The organism is Xanthomonas euroxanthea, assembly GCF_900476395.1.
GTDB lineage: Bacteria > Pseudomonadota > Gammaproteobacteria > Xanthomonadales > Xanthomonadaceae > Xanthomonas > Xanthomonas euroxanthea.
On the sequence record NZ_UIHB01000001.1, the window covers coordinates 1,417,883 to 1,436,140 of the forward strand.

An 18,258-nucleotide genomic window follows, 5' to 3' on the forward strand; every position below is an offset into this window, starting at 1 on the left:
CCTGGAAACGCGCTCATGCGGCTGCTGGTCATCGAAGACAACCGCAACATGGTTGCCAACCTGTTCGACTATTTCGAAGCGCGCGGGCACACCCTGGACGCCGCGCCCGATGGCGTCACCGGCCTGCACCTGGCCACCACCCAGCACTACGATGTGCTGGTGCTGGACTGGATGATGCCGCGCATGGACGGCCCGGAAGTACTGCGCCGCCTGCGCGAGCAGCACCAGTCCGAATTGCCGGTGATCATGCTCACCGCCCGCGACGAGTTGCCCGACAAGATCGCCGGCTTCCGCGCCGGTGCCGACGACTACCTGACCAAGCCGTTCGCGCTGCCGGAACTGGAGGTTCGCATCGAGGCCCTGCTGGCGCGTGCGCATGGGCGCCGACGCGGCAAGTTGCTGCAGGTGGCCGATCTGCGCCTGGACCTGTCCACCCTGGAAGCCACCCGCGCCGGCCAGGTGCTGCACCTGTATCCGGCCTGCCGCAAGTTGCTGGAAGTGCTGATGCAGGCCAGCCCCGCCGCCGTCACCCGGCAGCGTCTTGAGCAATCGCTCTGGGGCGACGATCCGCCCGATGGCGACATGCTGCGCTCGCATATTTACGAGTTGCGCCGCAGCGTGGATGGCCCATTCGCGCAGAAACTGATCCATACGCTGCCGCGGCTGGGCTATCGCCTGGCGCCATTGGAAGGCGCCGGCGATCAGTCCACGGGCGAGTGCAGCGATGCTTAGGCAGCGCCCGTTGGGCCGTCGCGTGCTGGTGTGGTTGTTCGGCTACACGCTGCTGATGGTGCTGGCGGTGTTCGGCACCGCGCAGTATCTGCACGAGCGCGCGGAACACGGCGTGTGGCGCTCGTTGTTGAATTCGGAACTGGACAGCATCCTGGACCGCAGTGCGCAGAATCCGGATTACCGCTGGCAGGACTCGGACACCCTGCGGTTGTATCGCGTCGACGGCAGCGCGACGGTGCCGCCGGTCCTGCGCACGCTGCATCCCGGCCTGCACGACGAGCTGGAGATCGCCGGCCGCCAGAGCGCGGTGATGGTGCGCGACACCCCGCATGCCGGGCGCCTGGCGCTGGTGCTGGATATCACCGACTTCGAAGCGCTGGAGCAGTTCATCACCCGCTGGATGCTGGCCGCCGGTGTCGCGTTGATCGGCATCACCTTGTTGATGGGCACGTATGCGATGGCGCGGCTGGTGCGCCCGCTGGTGGAGCTGGCGCGCGACATCGGTGCGCTGCGTCCGGAGCGGCGTGCACAACGCATTGCTGTTGGCCCGCAGGGCAGCGCCGAGCTGTACGTGATTGCCGATGCGCTCAACGATTATCTCGATCGCAACGGCCAGTTCGTCGAACGCGAACGCGCCTTCATCGACAGTGCCAGCCACGAGTTGCGCACCCCGCTGGCGGTGATCGGCAACGCTGCCGAACTGGCACTGGAACAACCCGGCACCCCGTCGGCGGTGCGTCATCAACTGGAGCGCATCGCGCAGACCAGCGCCGCGGTAGAGCAGTTGATCACCTTGTTGCTGGTGCTGGCCAAGGACCCCGGCCGGCTGACGCGCAGCAGCGATACGCTGCGCCTGGATCTGTTGCTGCCGGAGATCGTCGCCGACCACGCGCATCTGCTCGCCGACAAGGATCTGCAGGTCGTCACCGACCCGCTTCCGCCATGCAGCCTCACCGCACCGGTGGCGATCGTGCAGACCGCCATCGGCAATCTGTTGCGCAACGCGATCGAAAACAGCGACCGCGGCATCATCCGCGTTTCGCTATCGGCACCAGGGGTAGTGCGCATTGCCGACCCGGGCCACGGCATGACGCCGGAGGAGATCAGCGCGATTTACGCGCGCCTGGCGCGCGACAACGCACGCCAGGGCAACGGCATCGGGCTGGAGCTGATCGGACGGCTCTGCGAGCATCTGGGCTGGCATCTGCACCTGGATTCCAGCGCGGGGCAGGGCACGGTGGTGACGCTGGATCTCAGCGGCGCGCAGCGCAACTAATCGCCGGCACGCTCAAGGCAGCTGCGCAGTGCGGCCATCGCCGCCGCCGCGGTGGCCGGAGCAGCGGCAGCCTTGCGGACATCGTTGAAGACCTCGATGCCGATCGGCCCTGTGTAGCCCATGCCGGCCAGGCGCCGCAACAGCGCCGACAGCGGAAAGCAGCCTTCGCCCGGCAGCAGCCGCGCATGCCGCGCCACCGCGGCCAGCGCACCTGGCGCCACCGGCTGCGCCACATCGCATAACTGCACATTGGCGATGCGCGTGGCCGGGATGGCGTCCAGGTCGTCCAGCCCACGGCCTGGCGCGAACAGGTGGTAGGCATCCACCACCAGATCGATGTTGTCCGCGCCGCTGGCACGCACGCTTGCCCACGCGGCAGGCAGGGTGTGATTGACCGTGCTCCACGCCATCGGTTCGTAGGCGATGCGCAGGCCGTGCTCCGCCGCGGCACGGCCCAGCCAGCGCAGATCCTCGACGATCCGTGCAGGCACGACGTCGGTACGCGTGTTGGCCGGTGCCTGCACCACACCCGCGCCCAACGCGGCGGCGGTTTCCAGCATCTGCAGCGCGTGCGCGCGGCAACGGTCGCGTTGCGCGTCAGCGGCACCGTCCACATCGCGCAGCACCTGGTAGTCGGTCAGTCCAAGCCCGAGCTGGTGGAGGGCGCCGCGCACCTGCGCTGGCGATCGCGCCAACTGCTGCAGGTCCTGTTCCCACAATTCGATCGCATCGAAGCCGGCCGCCTGCGCGGCCGACAATTTATCGGCTGCGGTGCCGCCCAGCAGCACCGTGTTGAGAAACAGGCTATGCATGCGCTGCAGCCTACGCGGCGTGGCGTTGAGGAGATGTCTGCGCCGTCGTGATGCTGCGCGGCGTGACCTGCAGTCCTACGAAACGCCGCGCCTGGCGATGCGCGCGACCTGCACGGAGACGGCAGCCGGCATGTTTTACACGCGAGCATTCGGCATGGTCTATGCGGATGCTGACGACCCCGTCGTCTGCAGCCTGCTTGTGCCACGCAGTGAAGTGGCACTGCAGTGCGTGGCCACTGGCTCGATTCGGGGGCTGCATGCTGGCAGCCTGTGCATGCCGGCCTGCAGGTACGCCACGGCCTGACGATCAGGTAGCGGCGATCCGGCGTTATTGCGGCAACAGGTTGCGCGCGAGCAGCCAGCTGCGCGCATTGTCCGCGTCCTGCTCGAACCAGGCGCGCGTGGATCCGAGCCGGTAGGTGTAGCCCCAGGTGTCCATGTCGGCCATCAGGCGCGCGCTGCCGACGCCCGGCAATTGCTCGGCCAGCAGGATCTGCAGGTAACAGGTGGCGTCTTCTTCATCCACCGAATCGGTCGCGTCGGTATGCACGGCCGCGCGTTTGTCGGCCGGCAGGACGATCAGGTGCCCGGCCTCGTGCAATAGCGAATGCACCGGCGTGTCGTCGCGCACATAGACATCGCAGCCGATGATGCCGGCCTCCGGTTCGCCCCAGAAACTGCCAGGGATCGGCGCGCCGGCGTCCACCCGATGCAGGCGCAAACCATAACCTGAGAGCAGGGCAGTGGGTGCATCCAGGCCGATATCGCCCACGCACAACACGCTGGCTGGCTCGGCGCTGGAGGAAGAATCGATGGTCACACGCAAAGGCTCGCGGTCGGTTCGGGCCGTCACCGCAGCACCGTGCAGGCACGGTGCTGCAGGTATCGCTTACTTGTCGCCGTCTTCGGGCAAGGCGACGGAAATATCGAGCACGTCATGCTCGCCATCCTTGACCAGGTCCACCCGCACCGCATCGGCGTCGATGTTGACGTACTTCTTGATCACTTCCAGCAATTCACGCTGCAGCAGCGGCAGGTAGTCCGGACCGCCGCGGTGGTTGCGCTCCTGCGCAATGATGATCTGCAGGCGGTTCTTGGCCGTCTCGGCGGTGTTCTTCTTGCTCTTGAGAAAATCGAGCAGGCCCATGCTTACCCTCCGAACAGCTTGCTGAAGAAGCCTTTCTTCTCCACGGATGTGAATCGCATCGGGCGCTCTTCGCCCATGATGCGGGCGACCGCGTCGTCGTAGGCCTGGCCGGCCGGGGACTCGGCATCCAGGATCACCGGCTCGCCCTTGTTGGAGGCATTGAGCACGTCGCCGGATTCAGGGATCACGCCGATGGCCTTCAGGCCGAGCACTTCTTCCACGTCGGTGATGCTGAGCATCTCGCCGCCTTCCACGCGGCCCGGGCTGTAGCGGGTCAGCAGCAGGAAGGCCGGCACGGTCTGGCCTTGCTCGGCCTTGCGGGTCTTGGAATCGAGCAGGCCGATGATGCGGTCCGAGTCGCGGACCGAGGAGACTTCCGGATTGACCACCACCACCGCGCGGTCGGCGAAGTACATCGCCAGGAATGCGCCCTTCTCGATACCGGCCGGCGAATCGCAGACGATGTAGTCGAAGCCGTCGGCGGCCAGGTCCTTGAGCACCTTCTCCACGCCTTCCTGGGTCAGCGCGTCCTTGTCGCGGGTCTGCGAGGCAGCCAGCACGTACAGGTTGTCGAAGCGCTTGTCCTTGATCAGCGACTGCTTGAGCGTGGCTTCGCCATGCACGACGTTGACGAAGTCGTACACCACGCGCCGCTCGCAGCCCATGATCAGGTCCAGGTTGCGCAGACCGACGTCGAAGTCGATGACGGCGACCTTCTTGCCGCGCCGTGCCAGCCCGCAGGCCAGGCTCGCGCTGGTGGTGGTCTTGCCGACGCCGCCCTTGCCGGAGGTGACTACGATGATTTCAGCCAAAGGATTTCTCCGAAATATTTCTGTGGTTGGGCTGCGTCAATCCAGCGCAGCGATCTTGATCTGATCCTGCTCCAGCCAGACCTGGACGGCCTTGCCACGCAGGTCCATGGGAACATCGTCCAGCACCTTGTAGTGGCCAGCGATGGCAACCAGTTCGGCGTGGAAGTCGCGGCAGAAGATGCGCGCGTCAGGGTTGCCCTGGGCGCCGGCCAACGCGCGGCCACGCAGGGTACCGTAGATATGGATGCTGCCGTCGGCGATGACCTCTGCTCCGGCACCGACCGTACTGAGGACAGTCAGGTCGCAGTTCTCCGCATACAGCTGCTGGCCCGAGCGCACCGCGTTGCGTTGCATGCGTCCAGGTGCCGGCCGCGCGGCAGGCGCTGCGGGTTCGGCACGCGGCGGGGGAGGCGGGGGCGGCGGTGGGCTCACCGCGGTCGGCTCGTATTGCGCCCGGAACTTGGCCAGCAGCGGCACGCCGAGCTGCTGCGAGAGCAGGTCGATCTCGCTGGTGCCGTAGGCCAGTGCCACCGGCAATACGCCGGCATCGCGCAGACCGTCCAGCAGCGCCTTGGCCGTGTCCAGGTCCGGCAACTGCGACAGCCCGCCGAAATCCAGGATCACCGCCGCACGTCCGAACAACTTCGGCGCGCGGGTCACGCGTTCGCGCATCTCGCGCACCAGGCGCGGGACGTCCAGCGTGCGCACGCGCAGGTTGGCGATGCCCACCTGGCCGATCTTCAGTTCGCCGGCCTGTTCGAAATCCACATTCACGCTTGCCACGCCTCAGCTCCCCGTCGACGGGTTGTCGGTGGCGGCATGCCGCGGCCGGCCGACCCACGGCAGATGGTCCGGCAACTTGCCGGCATAGGTCTCCTTGACCCACGGATAGCTGCACATGTCTTTCATCAGCATGCTGGCGCGCACCTCGACATCGGCCATGGTGTTCTGGCCGACCTCGCGAAAGCCGAAGCTGCCATGGAACAGCAACGCCGCATCGGCGCCATGGTCCAGGAACACTTCGCAGGCCAGTTGCGGGTAGCGCAACTCGGTATAGCTCTGCACATCGGCATAGAACGCACGCCCGACACCGCCGCCGCGACGGCGGCTGGCGACCACGATGCGGTCGATATAGAAGAATTCCGGGTGACGGTCCCGGAACCAGGCGAAATTGCTGCTGTCATGCGCACTGCCGCTGCCGAACCCGACCAGGAACCCGGCAAGGTTGCCGTCGCGCTCGGCGACGCGGAAATATTCGGCCTGCTCGTAGAAACGTTGCAGCTTGGTTGAATCCAGCGGCAGGATTGCCAGTCCGGCATTGTTGTTCAGGGCCAGGACGGAATCGAGCTCGTGCTCGCGCACGTCGCGGATAACGATCGACATTGGGACTCCGTGGGGTAACGCTCTCGACCCGAAATCGGATCTGCGTCGGATTATTGCATGCGTGGCCTGAAGCGGCGACCCGCCGTGTGCCGGCCCTGTGCGTACGAGGCGGCCGCACCACGCCGACGCCGGGAGGTCTTGCTGCCGGGACCGTCCGTCCGTGCAAGCACATGCATGACTTCCGGCAAGAGGGCAGCCACCCGGCGAGCGCCTAAGATGCCTGCATGTTGGGATACCTCAGTCATACGCGCGTCCTGCGCTTCGCCGGCCTGTTCACCTGGGCGATGATCGCCATGCCGTTGGTGTACACCTACTGGCCGGCCGCCGAGGAGGGCGACCACCGCAGCGTGGCCGAGGGCCTGCTGATGTCGGCGTTCTTCGTCGGTTTCGGCGCCAGCTACTTCTGGCTGACCCGCGGCCTGAGCAGCGGCGGCCACGCCCATTGGTACGACCGGCTGATCCTGCTGCTGCTGACCATCTTCGCGCTGGCGGTGAGCTATCTGAGCGGAACCGGGCTGGGCAGCATCCTGATGATGGTGGCGGCCGGGGTGATCCCCTGGTTGCTGCCGCTGCGCATCGGCGTGGCCTGGCTGGTACTCAGCCAGCTGGCGGTGCTGCCGGTGTTCTATTACCTGCGCCCGGACTTCACCCTGTTCGCCGCGCTGATGCAGTCGTTGCTGTACGGCGGCTTCTCGATGTTCATTTTCGTGACCAGCCTGGTCGCGCGCCAGCAGACCGATGCCCGCGAAGAACAGCGCCGGCTCAATGCCGAATTGCGCGCCACCCGCGCGCTGCTGGCCGAAAGCGCCCGCGTCAACGAGCGCACCCGCATCTCGCGCGAACTGCACGACCTGCTCGGCCACCACCTCACCGCGCTGAGCCTGAACCTGGAAGTGGCCGGCCACATCACCGACGGCCAGGCCCAGGAGCATGTGCGCCAGGCGCATACGCTGGCCAAGCTGTTGCTCACCGATGTGCGCGAAGCGGTCAGCCAGCTGCGCGACAGCGGCGCGATCGACCTGGAAGCGGCCCTGCGCCCGCTGGTGACCCAGGTGCCCTCGCTGGACATCCATCTGGACATCGCCCAGCCGCTGACCCTGGACGACCCCGAGCGCGCGCATGTGCTGCTGCGCTGTACCCAGGAAATCATCACCAATGCGGTGCGCCACGCCGGTGCGCGCAACCTGTGGATCCAGGTGCGCCGGGACGGAGACAGCGTGCTGATCGACGCGCGCGACGACGGCCACGGCGCCGAGACGGTGGCGCCCGGTAACGGGCTGCGCGGCATGCGCGAACGGCTGAACCAGTATGGTGGCCAGTTGGAGATCCAAACCCGGCGGGGTGACGGCTTCGGCCTGCGCATCTCCGTTCCAGGCGCGCCGGCACTGATGCCTGCGGCCGTTACTCAAGGAGTGTTTTGATGATCCGTGTGTGCCTGGTCGACGACCAAACCCTGGTACGCCAGGGCATCCGCTCGCTGCTGGCGCTGGACAACGGCATCGAAGTGGTGGCCGAGGCCTCCGACGGCAAGCAGGCGGTGGAGCAGATCCCGCAGATCCAGCCCGACGTGGTGCTGATGGACATGCGCATGCCGGTGATGTCCGGCCTGGAAGCGCTGCAGATGCTCTCGCGCAACGGCACGCTGCCGCCGACCATCATTCTGACCACCTTCGACGACGACCAGCTGGTGCTGGCCGGACTCAAGGCCGGCGCCAAGGGCTATCTGCTCAAGGACGTCTCGCTGGAGCAGCTGGTCGGCGCGATCCGCACCGTGGCCGACGGCGGCTCGCTGGTGCAGCCGGCGGTGACCCAGCGCCTGCTGTCGGGCCTGGAGCACATGCGCAACGAGTTCGTCAGCCTGGACCGGCCTGATCCGCTGACCGACCGCGAGACCGAGATCCTGCGGCTGATGGCCAGCGGCTTTTCCAACAAGGAGATCGCCAACTCGCTGGGCGTGGCCGAGGGCACCATCAAGAACCACGTCTCCAACATCCTGTCCAAGCTCGGCGTGCGTGACCGCACCCGCGCGGTGCTGAAGGCCTTCGAACTGCAATTGGTCTGATCGGCAGCGCAGGTGACGCTGCTTCCGGCCTGCGGCGGTGCGTGCGCTCCGCCGCGCGTGCGCCAGCGGGCGCGGCGGGGTGGTCTGGTCGTTTCCGGACCGGATCCAGCGCGCTGCCGGAGGCCGAAAACGGCGCCGGTAGCCATCGCATCACACACAGGCATCGCGCGATGTGCATGATAGCTGCGCGCACTCTGCCCAAACCCTTGTGCAGGTTGGGGTTGCGCAGTCATGGACCGCGCGGTTGCGCGGTGGATGACACCGCAAGACCGCGCTACCCGTCGCACAACTGAACATCTTTCTCGAAGCCTGCTAGGATGGCGGCTTCGCTTCACTCAACCCGGCCGTGGGATCGGCCCCGGAGACCTCCTGAATGACCCGTATTATCGAGTTCCTGATCGCCTTGGGGATCGTGGCTGGCTTGTTTGTCGTGGTGGGCTTGGTGTTGCCCTCGGAGCGGCAGATGTCCGAGAGTGTTGAGACCAACCGCAGGATGACGATTGTTTACGACACCGTGAACAGCTTCCGTCGTTTCAAGGATTGGAACCCGCTTGTGCTGCGTGACCCGAAGATCCAGCTGAAGCTGGTCGGCCCGGAAGAGGGCAAGGGTGCACGCGTCGAATACAGCTCCACCGAAGGCTACATCGGCGACGGCAGCTGGGAGATCACCAACAGCGTCAAGAACGAGCGTGTTGAGATTTCGATCGACGATCCCACCAAGGGCTACGACAAAGTCACCAACTTCACCCTTGCGCCGACTGGCAAGAACAACAAGAACGTCAAGATCACCCAGGACTACAGCGTCAAGTACGGCTGGAACCTGTTCGGTCGTTATGCCGGCCTGTATGTCAGCCGCCACGTGGGCGACGACCTGAAGCTGGGTCTGTCGCGTCTGGCGACCGCACTGGCCACCGTGCCGAATTTCGACTACCGCGCCCAGCTCGACGGCAAGCCGGTGTTGAGCGATCTCAAGATCGTCGATGTGCCGGCCGAGGACCTGTTGGTCGTCAACGCAGGCAACATCGATCGTGACAACGAGACGATCAAGAAGTCGATCAAGGACAACCAGGAGTGGATCAAGCGCGTGATGGACGCCAACGGCCTCGAGGCTGCTGGTCCGGTCCGCATCGTGACCACCGACTTTGCCTCCGACAAGTACGCCTTCGACGTGGTGCAGCCGGTCCGCAAGCGTGCCGGTGGCGCGCCGAAGACCGACCCCAAGGCCGACACCGCCAAGGCTGATGCCAAGAAGGATGACGCCGCGGCTGCCGCACCTGTGGATGCAACGCCGGTTGCTGCCACGGGCGAGGAGTTGAAGGTCAACATCCCGTCGGAAGCGCCGGTCAAGTACGAGCGCACCAAGGCGCACCGTTCCGCATTTGCGACCTATGCAGGCCACATGGCCGGCCTGGACGCAGTGCGTAGCTCCCTGCGTGCCTGGGCTGCCACCAACGGCAACGACGTGACCGAGCGTCCGTACGAGTCGTGGAAGGGCGGCGTGGACAAGTCGTTTACGCAGGACGGTACCTACGACGTCTACTGGGCCATCAAGTAATCGTTTCGCCACGATGACCTGATCCAGACCAAAACGCGCCGCAGTCCTGCGGCGCGTTTTTTTTTGCGCCACGGCGCTGCAATGGAACCGCCTTCATGTCCCTGCTCGAACGTCGCAAGAAACATCCTTCACTGCTGGCGTGTTGCGGCGCCTTGCTGGCCGCCATCGCGGTGGGCCTGTCGGCCTATGCCTCGCATGGCGTGACCGATGCGCTGGTGCAATCGCGGCTGCAACTGGCAGCGCTGTATGCCTTCGGCCACGGTGCCGTGCTGGCGGTGCTCGGCGCCACCGAGACGCGTGCGCTTGGCCGGATCGGCCTGTATCTGCTGTTGCTCGGCACGCTGCTGTTTGCCGGCAGCCTGGCCGGTGGCGCGGTGTTGCACTGGCCGACCAGCCTGGCGCCGATTGGCGGGGTCAGCCTGATGCTGGGCTGGGTGGTGCTGGCGATCGGCGCGTTGAGGCGCTGAGCATGCCGCGCCACGCCCGCGGATTCGATGTGGAGGCCGCATTCGCGCACCTGACCCGGCGCGATCGCGCGCTGGGTGCATGGATGAAGCGCATCGGCCCGATTGCCGCGCAGCCGGGTTGGCGCAAGCCGTTCGACCCGGTGGATGCGTTGGCGCGCGCAATCCTGTTTCAGCAGCTCAGCGGCAAGGCCGCGTCGACGATCGTGGCACGGGTGGAAGTGGCCATCGGTGCGTCGCGCCTGCATGCAGACACGCTTGGTCGCATCGACGATGCGGCACTGCGTGCGTGCGGTGTCTCCGGCAACAAGTCGCTGGCCTTGCGCGATCTGGCGCGCCGTGAGCGCGATGGCGAGATTCCTTCCCTGCGCAAGCTCGCCTTCATGGACGAGGAAGCGATTGTCCAGGCCCTGGTGCCGGTGCGTGGCATCGGCCGCTGGACGGTGGAAATGATGCTGATGTTCCGGCTGGGTCGCCCGGACCTGCTGCCCGTCGACGACCTTGGCGTGCGCAAGGGCGCCCAGCGCGTGGACAGGCAGGAGCAGATGCCGACGCCAAAGGAACTGGCCATCCGCGGCGAACGCTGGGGCCCGTACCGCAGCTATGCCGCGTTCTATCTGTGGAAGATCGCCGACTTCAGCGTGGCCGCCAAGGTGCCGACACCGCGCTCGCAGGAGTGATCGCGCACGGGACCTGGGCGCGACCTTCGCACGCATCAGCCTGCATGCCAGCGCCAATGCCACGGCTCGTAGACGATGCCGTGCAGGTTGTTGCGTGGGTAGCTCAAGCGATAGCCAAAACGCGGTGCGTGGCTGCTCAGCCAGGCAAACGCAGCCGTGGCCTCAAACGATTCTTCTGCCGGCGGTTCGCCCGGGGTGCCGATATCCAGTGCGTCGCCACTGTGGTGTTCGCTGAAACCGGGGGCGGCATTGACTGCCAGGATCTGTTCAAGTGTGAGCCCGCGCCCGAACTTGCGCTCGAAGATGCCCAGTTGATAATCGTGGCTGCGGTAGCCGGAGATGGCATCCAGCACGATGTCCGCGTGCAATGCGGCGGCGCGCATGAAGCGCCACGCACGCGCGGCGCCGGCGCTGAGCCATAGCGGCCGATCGAAGCGATCGTGCCCGGCAAAGTGCAAGGTCGCCGGCTCGGCGGTCAGCTGCAGGCCGGTTCGCTGCACATAGTCGTCTGCGTCCAGCCCGAGTTGGGTCAGGCGGCTCTGTAAGCCGTCGATGGCCAGCACTGCGCCCCGTGCCTGTCGTGCGCGCGCAGCGGTGGCTTGCAGGCGGTCCAGCGCGTCGTCCAGACCCGGCTCGCGTGCCAGCCGCGGGATCAACGGCATCATGCCCTGCGGCAGATGCGCGGCCAGATAGCGTCCGTCACGCTTGCGCCGCAGCACCCAATCGGCCTGTGCCAGCAGGCGCGCATCCGCGTTGCTGCGCGCGCGCAGCAGGTTTGCCGGCCACAGTTCGATGGCAGTGGTATTGAGCAGCAGGGTCTGGGGCGGGTGCATCGCAACAGGGTAGGGCTAAGCGTGGCGTACGGCCAGCTGGCGCAAATCCTCGAGCAGCTGGTTTGGCTGCTCGAGACTGAGGACCACCAGGCCGTTGTCGCGCAACGGCAGAATCAGCACCCGCCTGGACTGGGTCAGCAGATAAAAGCCTCTGGCTGCGGATTTACTGCGGTAATGCCCCGATTTGAATCCCGGATAACCAAAGCCGAGCAACTGCAGGCCCGGTTTGAACGCCGTGTGTTCGGCCAGGTCGACAATGCGTGCGCTGTCCAGGCGGAGCGCGTGTAGTGGCACACGCTTGGTAAAGAAGGTCGAGCGGACGAGCAGGCGGTTGTCGTCCAGCTGGACGCTGCGTCGCGCGTGCGCAACCGTGCACGCCACCGCCACTGTCAGCAGGATGCCCAAATGCCCCATCAGCGTACCGGGTCCGTCATGACTGCTTGCATGCGCGGTAGCGATGAGGCCGGCAGCGACCGACAGCGGTAGCCACAGCCAGATTGCCAGGCTCCAGCGCGTCGCCGGAGCCGCAGCATAGTCGCGTCGGCGCGGCTGCGGGTGTTGCCCGGCACGCGCTTTGGGCGCTGTGGCAGTGCTTTGGGATGAGCCGGATCGCTTCGCCATCTCAGAGCGTCTTCTTCAACGCCAGCGACATTAGCGACGTCGTGCTCGGGGTTCGGTGCCTGGTGAGCTTGGTCAGTTTCCCACCAGACCGACCTCGCGCAATCGATGCGTCCCGGCTGTCATCGCGCCTGATGTTATCGGCGAGTGTGTGTGTCGGCGCGAGAAGCAGAGAATCCAGCTGCATGTTCATGTCGGCGGTTCCTTGTCATCGCGCGGTTTTGGCAGGCGCCCGGCCTTGCGCAGCGCATCGCGCAGCAGGTATTCGATCTGCGCGTTGAGGCTGCGCAGTTCGTCGTCGGCCCAGCGCTGCGCGGCGGCCAGTACATCGGCGTTGATGCGCAGCGGATAGGCCTTCTTCTCGCTCATTCGCGCTCCCCGCGGCCGCTGTGGCGGCGCAGGTGCATGACCATCGAGACGATCAACACGTTCACGCCGACCAGCATGCCGATCACCACCGCGTAGATGCCGGCGCGGTTGTCGCCGGCCCAGTACAGGCAGGCGGCACCGACCAGGATGACCAGGCTGATCAAGGCCCAGCGCAGCCCCAGGCCGCGCGCACGCTCGTCGTCGTCCGCACCGATGGAGGCGGCGATTGCCAGTGCAGGCAAGCCGGACAGCGCGACGACCAACGGCACCATGACATTCATTGCATCACCTCAATACAGCGAGCCGGCGTTGACCACCGGTTGGGTCCCGCGATCAGAACACAGCACGGTGAGCAGGTTGCTGACCATGTGCGCCTTGCGCTCTTCGTCCAGCTGCACCACGCCGTTTTTCTGCAGCTCGGACAAGGCCATTTCCACCATGCCCACCGCACCGGCGACGATGCGCGTGCGTGCGGCGATCACCGCATTGGCCTGCTGACGCTGCAACATGGCCTGGGCGATTTCTGGCGCGTAGGCGAGGTGGCTGATGCGCGCCTCGATCACGTCCACGCCGGCCTGGGTGAGGCGTTCGTCCAGATGGCGCTTGAGCTGCTCGCTGATCTCGGCCGGATGGCTGCGCAGCGAGATCTGATCGTCTTCGTGCTGGTCGTAGGGGTAGCTGGTGGCCATCGCGCGCAACGCCGCTTCGGACTGGATATGCACGAAGCTCTCGTAGTCGTCGACGTTGTAGACCGCCTCGGAGGCATCCAGCACCTGCCACACGATCACCGCGGCGATCTCGATCGGGCTGCCGTCCAGTTCGTTGACCTTGAGTCGGCCGCTTTCGAAGTTGCGTACGCGCTGGCTGACCCGGCGCTTGGCGTAGAAGGGGCTGTTCCAGCGCAGGCCCGCATCCTTGACCGTGCCGACGTACTTGCCGAACAGGCTCAACACCGCCGCCTGGTTCGGTTCCAGGGTGTACAGGCCGGCTAGGAAGAAGATGCCAGCCGCCCCGACCACACCGGTGGTGATCAGTGCTGCAGGCTTGGCGTCGCCGGTGAGCAGCATCCAGACAGCGGCGGCGAATGCCGCAGCGGCGACGAGAACGACGGGGATGCCCGGCAGTGAGCTGATCGGTTTCTCTTTCATGAGGGCGGTGTCCTTGGGAAGTGAAAAAAAGATATCAAAGTGATATCAGTCGATGCAAGGCCTTCGGTCGTCGGTCGTGATGGCGGCCCGTTAGAATGGCGGCCCCCCATCCGATCTGGACCGCGCTCATGACTACCCTCGGCACGCCGTTGTCGCCTTCCGCCACCCGCGTGTTGCTGCTGGGCTCGGGTGAGCTGGGCAAGGAGGTGGCGATCGAATTGCAGCGCTTCGGGGTGGAAGTGATTGCCGCCGATCGCTACGCCAACGCCCCGGCGATGCAGGTCGCACACCGTTCGCATGTGCTGGACATGCTCGATCCGCAGGCGCTGCGCGCACTGATCGCCCAGGAGCAACCGCACCTGATCGTGCCGGAGATCGAGGCGATCCATACCGAAACGCTGGTCGCGCTGGAACGCGAGCAGGGCCAGCGGGTCATCCCGACCGCGCGCGCCGCACGGCTGACCATGGACCGCGAAGGCATCCGTCGCCTGGCAGCCGAGACGCTGGGCCTGCCGACCTCGCCGTATCGCTTTGTCGACACGGCCGCCGAGTACCGCGAGGCGATCGCCGCGGTCGGCCTGCCGTGCGTGGTCAAGCCGGTGATGTCGTCCTCGGGCAAGGGCCAGAGCACCGTGCGCAGCGAAGCGGACATCGATGCGGCCTGGGAGTACGCGCAGACCGGCGGACGCGCCGGTGCCGGCCGTTGCATCGTCGAGGGCTTCATCGACTTCGATTACGAGATCACCCTGCTGACCGTGCGGCATGCTGGCGGCACGTCGTTCTGCGACCCGATCGGGCATTGGCAGAAGGATGGCGACTACCGCGAAAGCTGGCAGCCGCAGCCGATGTCAGCGGCCGCCCTGCAACGCTCGCAGCAGATCGCGCAAGCCATCACCGACGACCTGGGCGGCCTGGGCCTGTTCGGCGTGGAGTTGTTCGTCAAGGGCGACGAGGTCTGGTTCAGCGAAGTCTCGCCGCGCCCGCACGACACCGGCCTGGTCACGCTGGTGTCGCAGGACCTGAGCGAGTTCGCACTGCATGCCCGTGCGATTCTCGGCCTGCCGGTCGGTGCGCAGGACGGTGGCGTGATCCGTCAGAGCGGCCCGTCGGCCTCGTGCGCGCTGCTTGCCCATGGCCATGGCGTCCCGGTGTTCGACAATGTCGCGCAGGCCCTGCGCGACCCGGACGCCGCGTTGCGTCTGTTCGGCAAACCGCGCGTGGACGGCCACCGCCGCGTCGGCGTCACCCTGGCACGCGCGGACAGCATCGACGCCGCGCGCGCGAAGGCGCGTACGGCCGCCGAGGCATTACAGGTTCAACTGGACGCCTGAGTGCGGTGATCGGCATGGCGCGATTGCGGCGACAAGCTGCATTCGCCCCACGCCACAAGCAACAGCCCGACGCTTCGAATCCCAAATCCCCAATCACGGCTCCCCAGCCACATCCACCCACACCGCATGATGATCGCTGCCGTCGGCAATGGCCGCTTCGGGCGCGGTGCTGGCGGGCCAGAAGATGCCGCTGCCGATCAAGTTGAACTGGCGCGAAGGCAGCACATAGTCCAGGCGCATTGTGCCCGCCTGCGGCCCGAAGTCGCCGGTGACCTGGTGCGCATCGCCCTTGTGCGCGATGCCTTGCGCGGCGTACTCGGCGGTTTTTTCCGGGCCGCCCGCACTGTGCGGCGCGGGGTACTGCAGCACCCGCGGGTGCGTGACCAACGCGCGGATCGCATCGTGCCGGCCGGCACCATCGACCGGGTCGTTATTGAGGTCGCCGAGAATGACGAAGCGCGCATCGGCGGGCAGCCCGCCGCAGCGGCCCTGGTCGTCGCACAACCAGCCGGCGTCCTTGGGATTGTCCAGGTACTCGCGCCATAGCCGTAGTTCGTCATGGTTGCGTGCGACGTTGCGCTTTTCGGCGCCATCGAACACCGGCGGGGTGGGGTGCGAGACCAGCGCATGCACCACACCGAGCGGTGTGCGCACCGGCACGTCCCAATGCGACTTGGACGACAGTCGCAGTTGTGCCCAGATCGCGTCGCGATAGAACGATCGTTTGCTGGATGGGTCGGTCGGCCGCAGCGCGCCCGGCAGTGCGCTCCATTTCAACAACTGGAAACTGCGCACCGCCTGCGCATCGATCGGGTAGCGCGACAGCACCAGCATGCCGTACTGGCCGGGGTGCAGTCCGTAGCCCCAGGCATCGTTGCCGCGGGTGCGGCCGTCGCCACCGATGCTGCCGTTGTTGTCCAGATCCAGGCCGCTCGGCACGCCGGTGTTGACCGGGGCCAGATAGCGGTACGGATAGCGCAGCGCCTCGCCGCCGCCCGGCTGGGCAACCTGCAGATAGCGCTGCTGGAACAGGTCGGCGGCGCGGTGCTCGGGGTCGAAATCGAACTCGTTGAGCAGCACCAGATCCGGGCGCACCCGCTGCAGCACTGCGGCGATCTTGCGCGCATGTGCGCTGTCGCCTTGCAGCTCGCGCACCAGGCCGCCGGCCTGGTCGGAATACAGCGAGGTGTTGTAGGTGGCGATGCGCAGCCGGGCCGGCGCGGAGGCGGCAGTTGCCTTGGCGCCTGTATCCGGAGAGGTCGCCTGATGTGCGCAGGCGGCGCAGAGCGCAGTCAGCGCAAGCAGGAAAAGAGGTTTGATCATCGCGACATTCTCGCATGTGCAAGACGACAGGCCGATGTCGTCCCGGCGTGGTTCAACCTTCCGGTGCAGTGGCAGGAAGCCCGCGCCATTGGCGGCCGTCGTAGGCCTCCAGCGCGCTGAAGCGGCGCTTGTAGTTCATCTTGGCATGGCCGTCGATCCAGTAGCCCAGATACACATGCGCGCGGCGCTCGCGTTGCGCCCACTGGATCTGCTGCAGGATCGCGAATGTGCCCAGGCTGCGCGCAGTGGCATCCGGTGCGTAGAACGTATACACCGCCGACAACGCATGCTCGGTGACATCGGTGACCGCAACGGCGAGCAGTCGCCCCGGCGCGTGCGCTACTGCGGGTTCGCGAATTTCCAGGAAGCGTCCATGCGACCAGCCGCCGATCAGGAACTGGTCGAATTCGGTGGCGCCATGTTCGTCCATGCCGCCGCCGGGATGGCGGTGCTGGAGGTACTGCCGGTACAACGCGAGTTGTTCGTCGGTGCGTTCGGCGGCGACCACGCGCACCACCAGGTCCGTGTTGCGCGCCAGGCAGCGGCGCTGGCTGCGATCGGGGCGGAACGCATCCACCGCGATGCGCACCGGCACGCAGGCGCGGCAATGTTCGCAATGCGGCCGGTAGACCAGATCGCCGGAGCGACGGAATCCCCATGCCAGGGCCTGCGGATAGATCGCGCCCAGCCGCGGATCGTGCGGATCCAGCACCAGGTCGCGTGCGCGGCGGTCGGGCCAGTAGCCACAGGCATGCTCGCCCGTCTGGAACAGGCGCAGGTCGTCATGGGTGTCGGCGTGGATGGCCATGGCGTCAGGATAGCGCCTGCGCGTCGCAACAGCGGCGACTGTCCGCCGGATGAATACGCCTGGTCGCCGCGTCAACGCGCGCGCCGATGGCTCGTTGATATGGGTGTTGGTGGCAGCGCACGGTGGATCCGGATGCGCCACCCACGCGATGCGGCCCATGCAGGTGCCGCGTGTGGTTCCCACATCCCAGGAGTTTCTCATGACGTCTCGCAAACCGTTTCTCGCACTGGCCGTGCTGGCTGCCCTGTCCACCGGCGCGGTGTTCGCCGCTCCGCCTGCCGCCGGCGATGCGCCGCGTCCTGCCAAACTCGACAAGAACGGCGATGGCGTGATCGATCGCAGCGAGGCCGCTGCCGATCCCAAGCTGGCCGCACAGTTCGACACCCTGGACACCAACAAGGACGGCAAGCTGTCGCGCGACGAGCGCCCGCATCACCGCGGCCCGGGACGTGCTGGGCGCGGCGAATGGATGAGCAAGCTCGATACCAACAAGGACGGCCGCATCAGCCGCGAAGAAGCCAAGGCCGAGCCCAAGTTCGCTGCGCGTTTCGATGAGATGGACGTCAACAAGGACGGCTTTGTCGATCGCGCCGACCGTGAACTGCGCATGCAGCAGCATCGCGACGCGTGGTTTGCCAAGGCCGACACCGACAAGGACGGCAAGCTGAGCAAGGCCGAGTTCGATGCCGCATCCAAGCAGCGTGGCGAGCATGGCCCGCGCGGTCCGGGCGAGCATGGCGAGCACGGCAAGCGTCCGATGCCGGCCAAGCCTGCTGCGGGCAACTGAGTTCCTCCCGTCGCGGCAGCGTTATCCGGTCGCAGTGCTGCGACCGGGGGCAGTCCCCGCATCCGCTGCAGCATGTAAACCGCACTACGCAACAAGGCGCCGATCGACCGACGGCCTC

At 66.4% G+C, this 18,258-nt stretch carries 22 protein-coding genes; 9 read left to right on the top strand and 13 right to left on the bottom strand.

Annotated elements, in window-relative coordinates; genetic code table 11:
• Positions 1–15: 15 nt before the first annotated feature.
• Both CPBF1521_RS06255 and CPBF1521_RS06260 read left to right on the top strand, forming a co-directional pair.
• Positions 16–732: a response regulator transcription factor gene (locus tag CPBF1521_RS06255; RefSeq protein WP_104650291.1), complete on the top strand. Its 717-nt coding sequence runs from the start codon at positions 16–18 to the stop codon at positions 730–732.
• Positions 725–2,008, top strand: a complete 1,284-nt coding sequence (locus CPBF1521_RS06260) for a sensor histidine kinase (protein WP_115676356.1) — start codon at positions 725–727, stop codon at positions 2,006–2,008. The genes CPBF1521_RS06255 and CPBF1521_RS06260 overlap by 8 nt, the downstream gene beginning before the upstream one ends.
• Here the strand turns inward: CPBF1521_RS06260 and CPBF1521_RS06265 are convergent.
• From CPBF1521_RS06265 to CPBF1521_RS06290, 6 genes are all read right to left on the bottom strand, one after another.
• Positions 2,005–2,820 (bottom strand): sugar phosphate isomerase/epimerase family protein, encoded by an 816-nt coding sequence (locus CPBF1521_RS06265; RefSeq protein ID WP_115676357.1) that lies wholly within the window; start codon positions 2,818–2,820, stop codon positions 2,005–2,007. The two genes, CPBF1521_RS06260 and CPBF1521_RS06265, sit on opposite strands and share 4 nt — an antisense overlap.
• A 328-nt stretch (positions 2,821–3,148) precedes the next feature.
• A complete protein-coding gene (locus CPBF1521_RS06270; RefSeq protein WP_370659364.1) occupies positions 3,149–3,640 on the bottom strand; it encodes a hypothetical protein in 492 nt (163 codons plus the stop codon).
• Positions 3,641–3,709: 69 nt separating this feature from the next.
• Positions 3,710–3,967, bottom strand: coding sequence for a cell division topological specificity factor MinE (gene minE, locus CPBF1521_RS06275; protein WP_005994583.1), 258 nt, complete (start codon positions 3,965–3,967; stop codon positions 3,710–3,712).
• A 2-nt stretch (positions 3,968–3,969) separates the two neighbouring features.
• Positions 3,970–4,779 (bottom strand): septum site-determining protein MinD, encoded by an 810-nt coding sequence (gene minD, locus CPBF1521_RS06280; protein ID WP_046342008.1) that lies wholly within the window; start codon positions 4,777–4,779, stop codon positions 3,970–3,972.
• 36 nt (positions 4,780–4,815) lie between these two features.
• Complete coding sequence (gene minC, locus CPBF1521_RS06285) at positions 4,816–5,562, bottom strand: septum site-determining protein MinC (protein WP_104650286.1); 747 nt, start codon at positions 5,560–5,562, stop codon at positions 4,816–4,818.
• A gap of 3 nt (positions 5,563–5,565) precedes the next feature.
• Positions 5,566–6,162, bottom strand: coding sequence for a GNAT family N-acetyltransferase (locus tag CPBF1521_RS06290; protein WP_104582421.1), 597 nt, complete (start codon positions 6,160–6,162; stop codon positions 5,566–5,568).
• A 224-nt stretch (positions 6,163–6,386) separates the two neighbouring features.
• Between CPBF1521_RS06290 and CPBF1521_RS06300 the strand changes: the two genes are divergently transcribed.
• From CPBF1521_RS06300 to CPBF1521_RS06320, 5 genes are all read left to right on the top strand, one after another.
• The gene (locus CPBF1521_RS06300) at positions 6,387–7,583 is read left to right on the top strand and encodes a sensor histidine kinase (protein WP_104582422.1); all 1,197 of its coding nucleotides are present in this window, start codon (positions 6,387–6,389) and stop codon (positions 7,581–7,583) included.
• Complete coding sequence (locus tag CPBF1521_RS06305; protein ID WP_005990002.1) at positions 7,583–8,224, top strand: response regulator; 642 nt, start codon at positions 7,583–7,585, stop codon at positions 8,222–8,224. The genes CPBF1521_RS06300 and CPBF1521_RS06305 overlap by 1 nt, the downstream gene beginning before the upstream one ends.
• A gap of 373 nt (positions 8,225–8,597) precedes the next feature.
• Positions 8,598–9,779: a polyketide cyclase gene (locus CPBF1521_RS06310; RefSeq protein WP_104582423.1), complete on the top strand. Its 1,182-nt coding sequence runs from the start codon at positions 8,598–8,600 to the stop codon at positions 9,777–9,779.
• 95 nt (positions 9,780–9,874) lie between these two features.
• Positions 9,875–10,246, top strand: a complete 372-nt coding sequence (locus CPBF1521_RS06315; RefSeq protein ID WP_115676358.1) for a DUF423 domain-containing protein — start codon at positions 9,875–9,877, stop codon at positions 10,244–10,246.
• A gap of 2 nt (positions 10,247–10,248) precedes the next feature.
• Positions 10,249–10,923: a DNA-3-methyladenine glycosylase family protein gene (locus tag CPBF1521_RS06320; protein WP_115676359.1), complete on the top strand. Its 675-nt coding sequence runs from the start codon at positions 10,249–10,251 to the stop codon at positions 10,921–10,923.
• Between the two features lie 35 nt (positions 10,924–10,958).
• On the opposite strand, the gene CPBF1521_RS06325 is transcribed toward CPBF1521_RS06320, so the two are convergent.
• The 5 genes from CPBF1521_RS06325 to CPBF1521_RS06345 all read right to left on the bottom strand — a co-directional run bounded on the left by CPBF1521_RS06325 (position 10,959) and on the right by CPBF1521_RS06345 (position 13,891).
• Positions 10,959–11,756 carry a M15 family metallopeptidase gene (locus tag CPBF1521_RS06325; protein ID WP_115676360.1) on the bottom strand — a complete coding sequence of 266 codons (798 nt, stop codon included), beginning with the start codon at positions 11,754–11,756 and terminating at the stop codon, positions 10,959–10,961.
• A gap of 15 nt (positions 11,757–11,771) precedes the next feature.
• Positions 11,772–12,377 (bottom strand): PH domain-containing protein, encoded by a 606-nt coding sequence (locus tag CPBF1521_RS06330; protein WP_115676361.1) that lies wholly within the window; start codon positions 12,375–12,377, stop codon positions 11,772–11,774.
• A gap of 186 nt (positions 12,378–12,563) precedes the next feature.
• Positions 12,564–12,743 carry a type II toxin-antitoxin system antitoxin gene (locus CPBF1521_RS06335; RefSeq protein WP_115676363.1) on the bottom strand — a complete coding sequence of 60 codons (180 nt, stop codon included), beginning with the start codon at positions 12,741–12,743 and terminating at the stop codon, positions 12,564–12,566.
• On the bottom strand, positions 12,740–13,024 hold the full coding sequence (locus CPBF1521_RS06340) for a hypothetical protein (RefSeq protein ID WP_115676364.1): 285 nt from the start codon (positions 13,022–13,024) through the stop codon (positions 12,740–12,742). The genes CPBF1521_RS06335 and CPBF1521_RS06340 overlap by 4 nt, the downstream gene beginning before the upstream one ends.
• A 9-nt stretch (positions 13,025–13,033) precedes the next feature.
• Entirely contained in the window at positions 13,034–13,891 is an 858-nt protein-coding gene (locus tag CPBF1521_RS06345) for an SPFH domain-containing protein (protein WP_104582429.1), read from the bottom strand.
• Positions 13,892–14,019: 128 nt separating this feature from the next.
• On the opposite strand from CPBF1521_RS06345, the gene purT reads away from it, so the two are divergent.
• Positions 14,020–15,222 (top strand): formate-dependent phosphoribosylglycinamide formyltransferase, encoded by a 1,203-nt coding sequence (gene purT / locus CPBF1521_RS06350; RefSeq protein WP_115676554.1) that lies wholly within the window; start codon positions 14,020–14,022, stop codon positions 15,220–15,222.
• 93 nt (positions 15,223–15,315) lie between these two features.
• On the opposite strand, the gene CPBF1521_RS06355 is transcribed toward purT, so the two are convergent.
• Positions 15,316–16,545 (bottom strand): endonuclease/exonuclease/phosphatase family protein, encoded by a 1,230-nt coding sequence (locus CPBF1521_RS06355; RefSeq protein ID WP_235858403.1) that lies wholly within the window; start codon positions 16,543–16,545, stop codon positions 15,316–15,318.
• Positions 16,546–16,597: 52 nt separating this feature from the next.
• On the bottom strand, positions 16,598–17,512 hold the full coding sequence (locus CPBF1521_RS06360) for an arginyltransferase (protein ID WP_164740859.1): 915 nt from the start codon (positions 17,510–17,512) through the stop codon (positions 16,598–16,600).
• Here CPBF1521_RS06360 and CPBF1521_RS06365 point away from each other — a divergent pair.
• Positions 17,403–18,140, top strand: a complete 738-nt coding sequence (locus CPBF1521_RS06365) for an EF-hand domain-containing protein (RefSeq protein WP_370659365.1) — start codon at positions 17,403–17,405, stop codon at positions 18,138–18,140. The two genes, CPBF1521_RS06360 and CPBF1521_RS06365, sit on opposite strands and share 110 nt — an antisense overlap.
• The last annotated feature ends 118 nt before the right edge of the window (positions 18,141–18,258 follow it).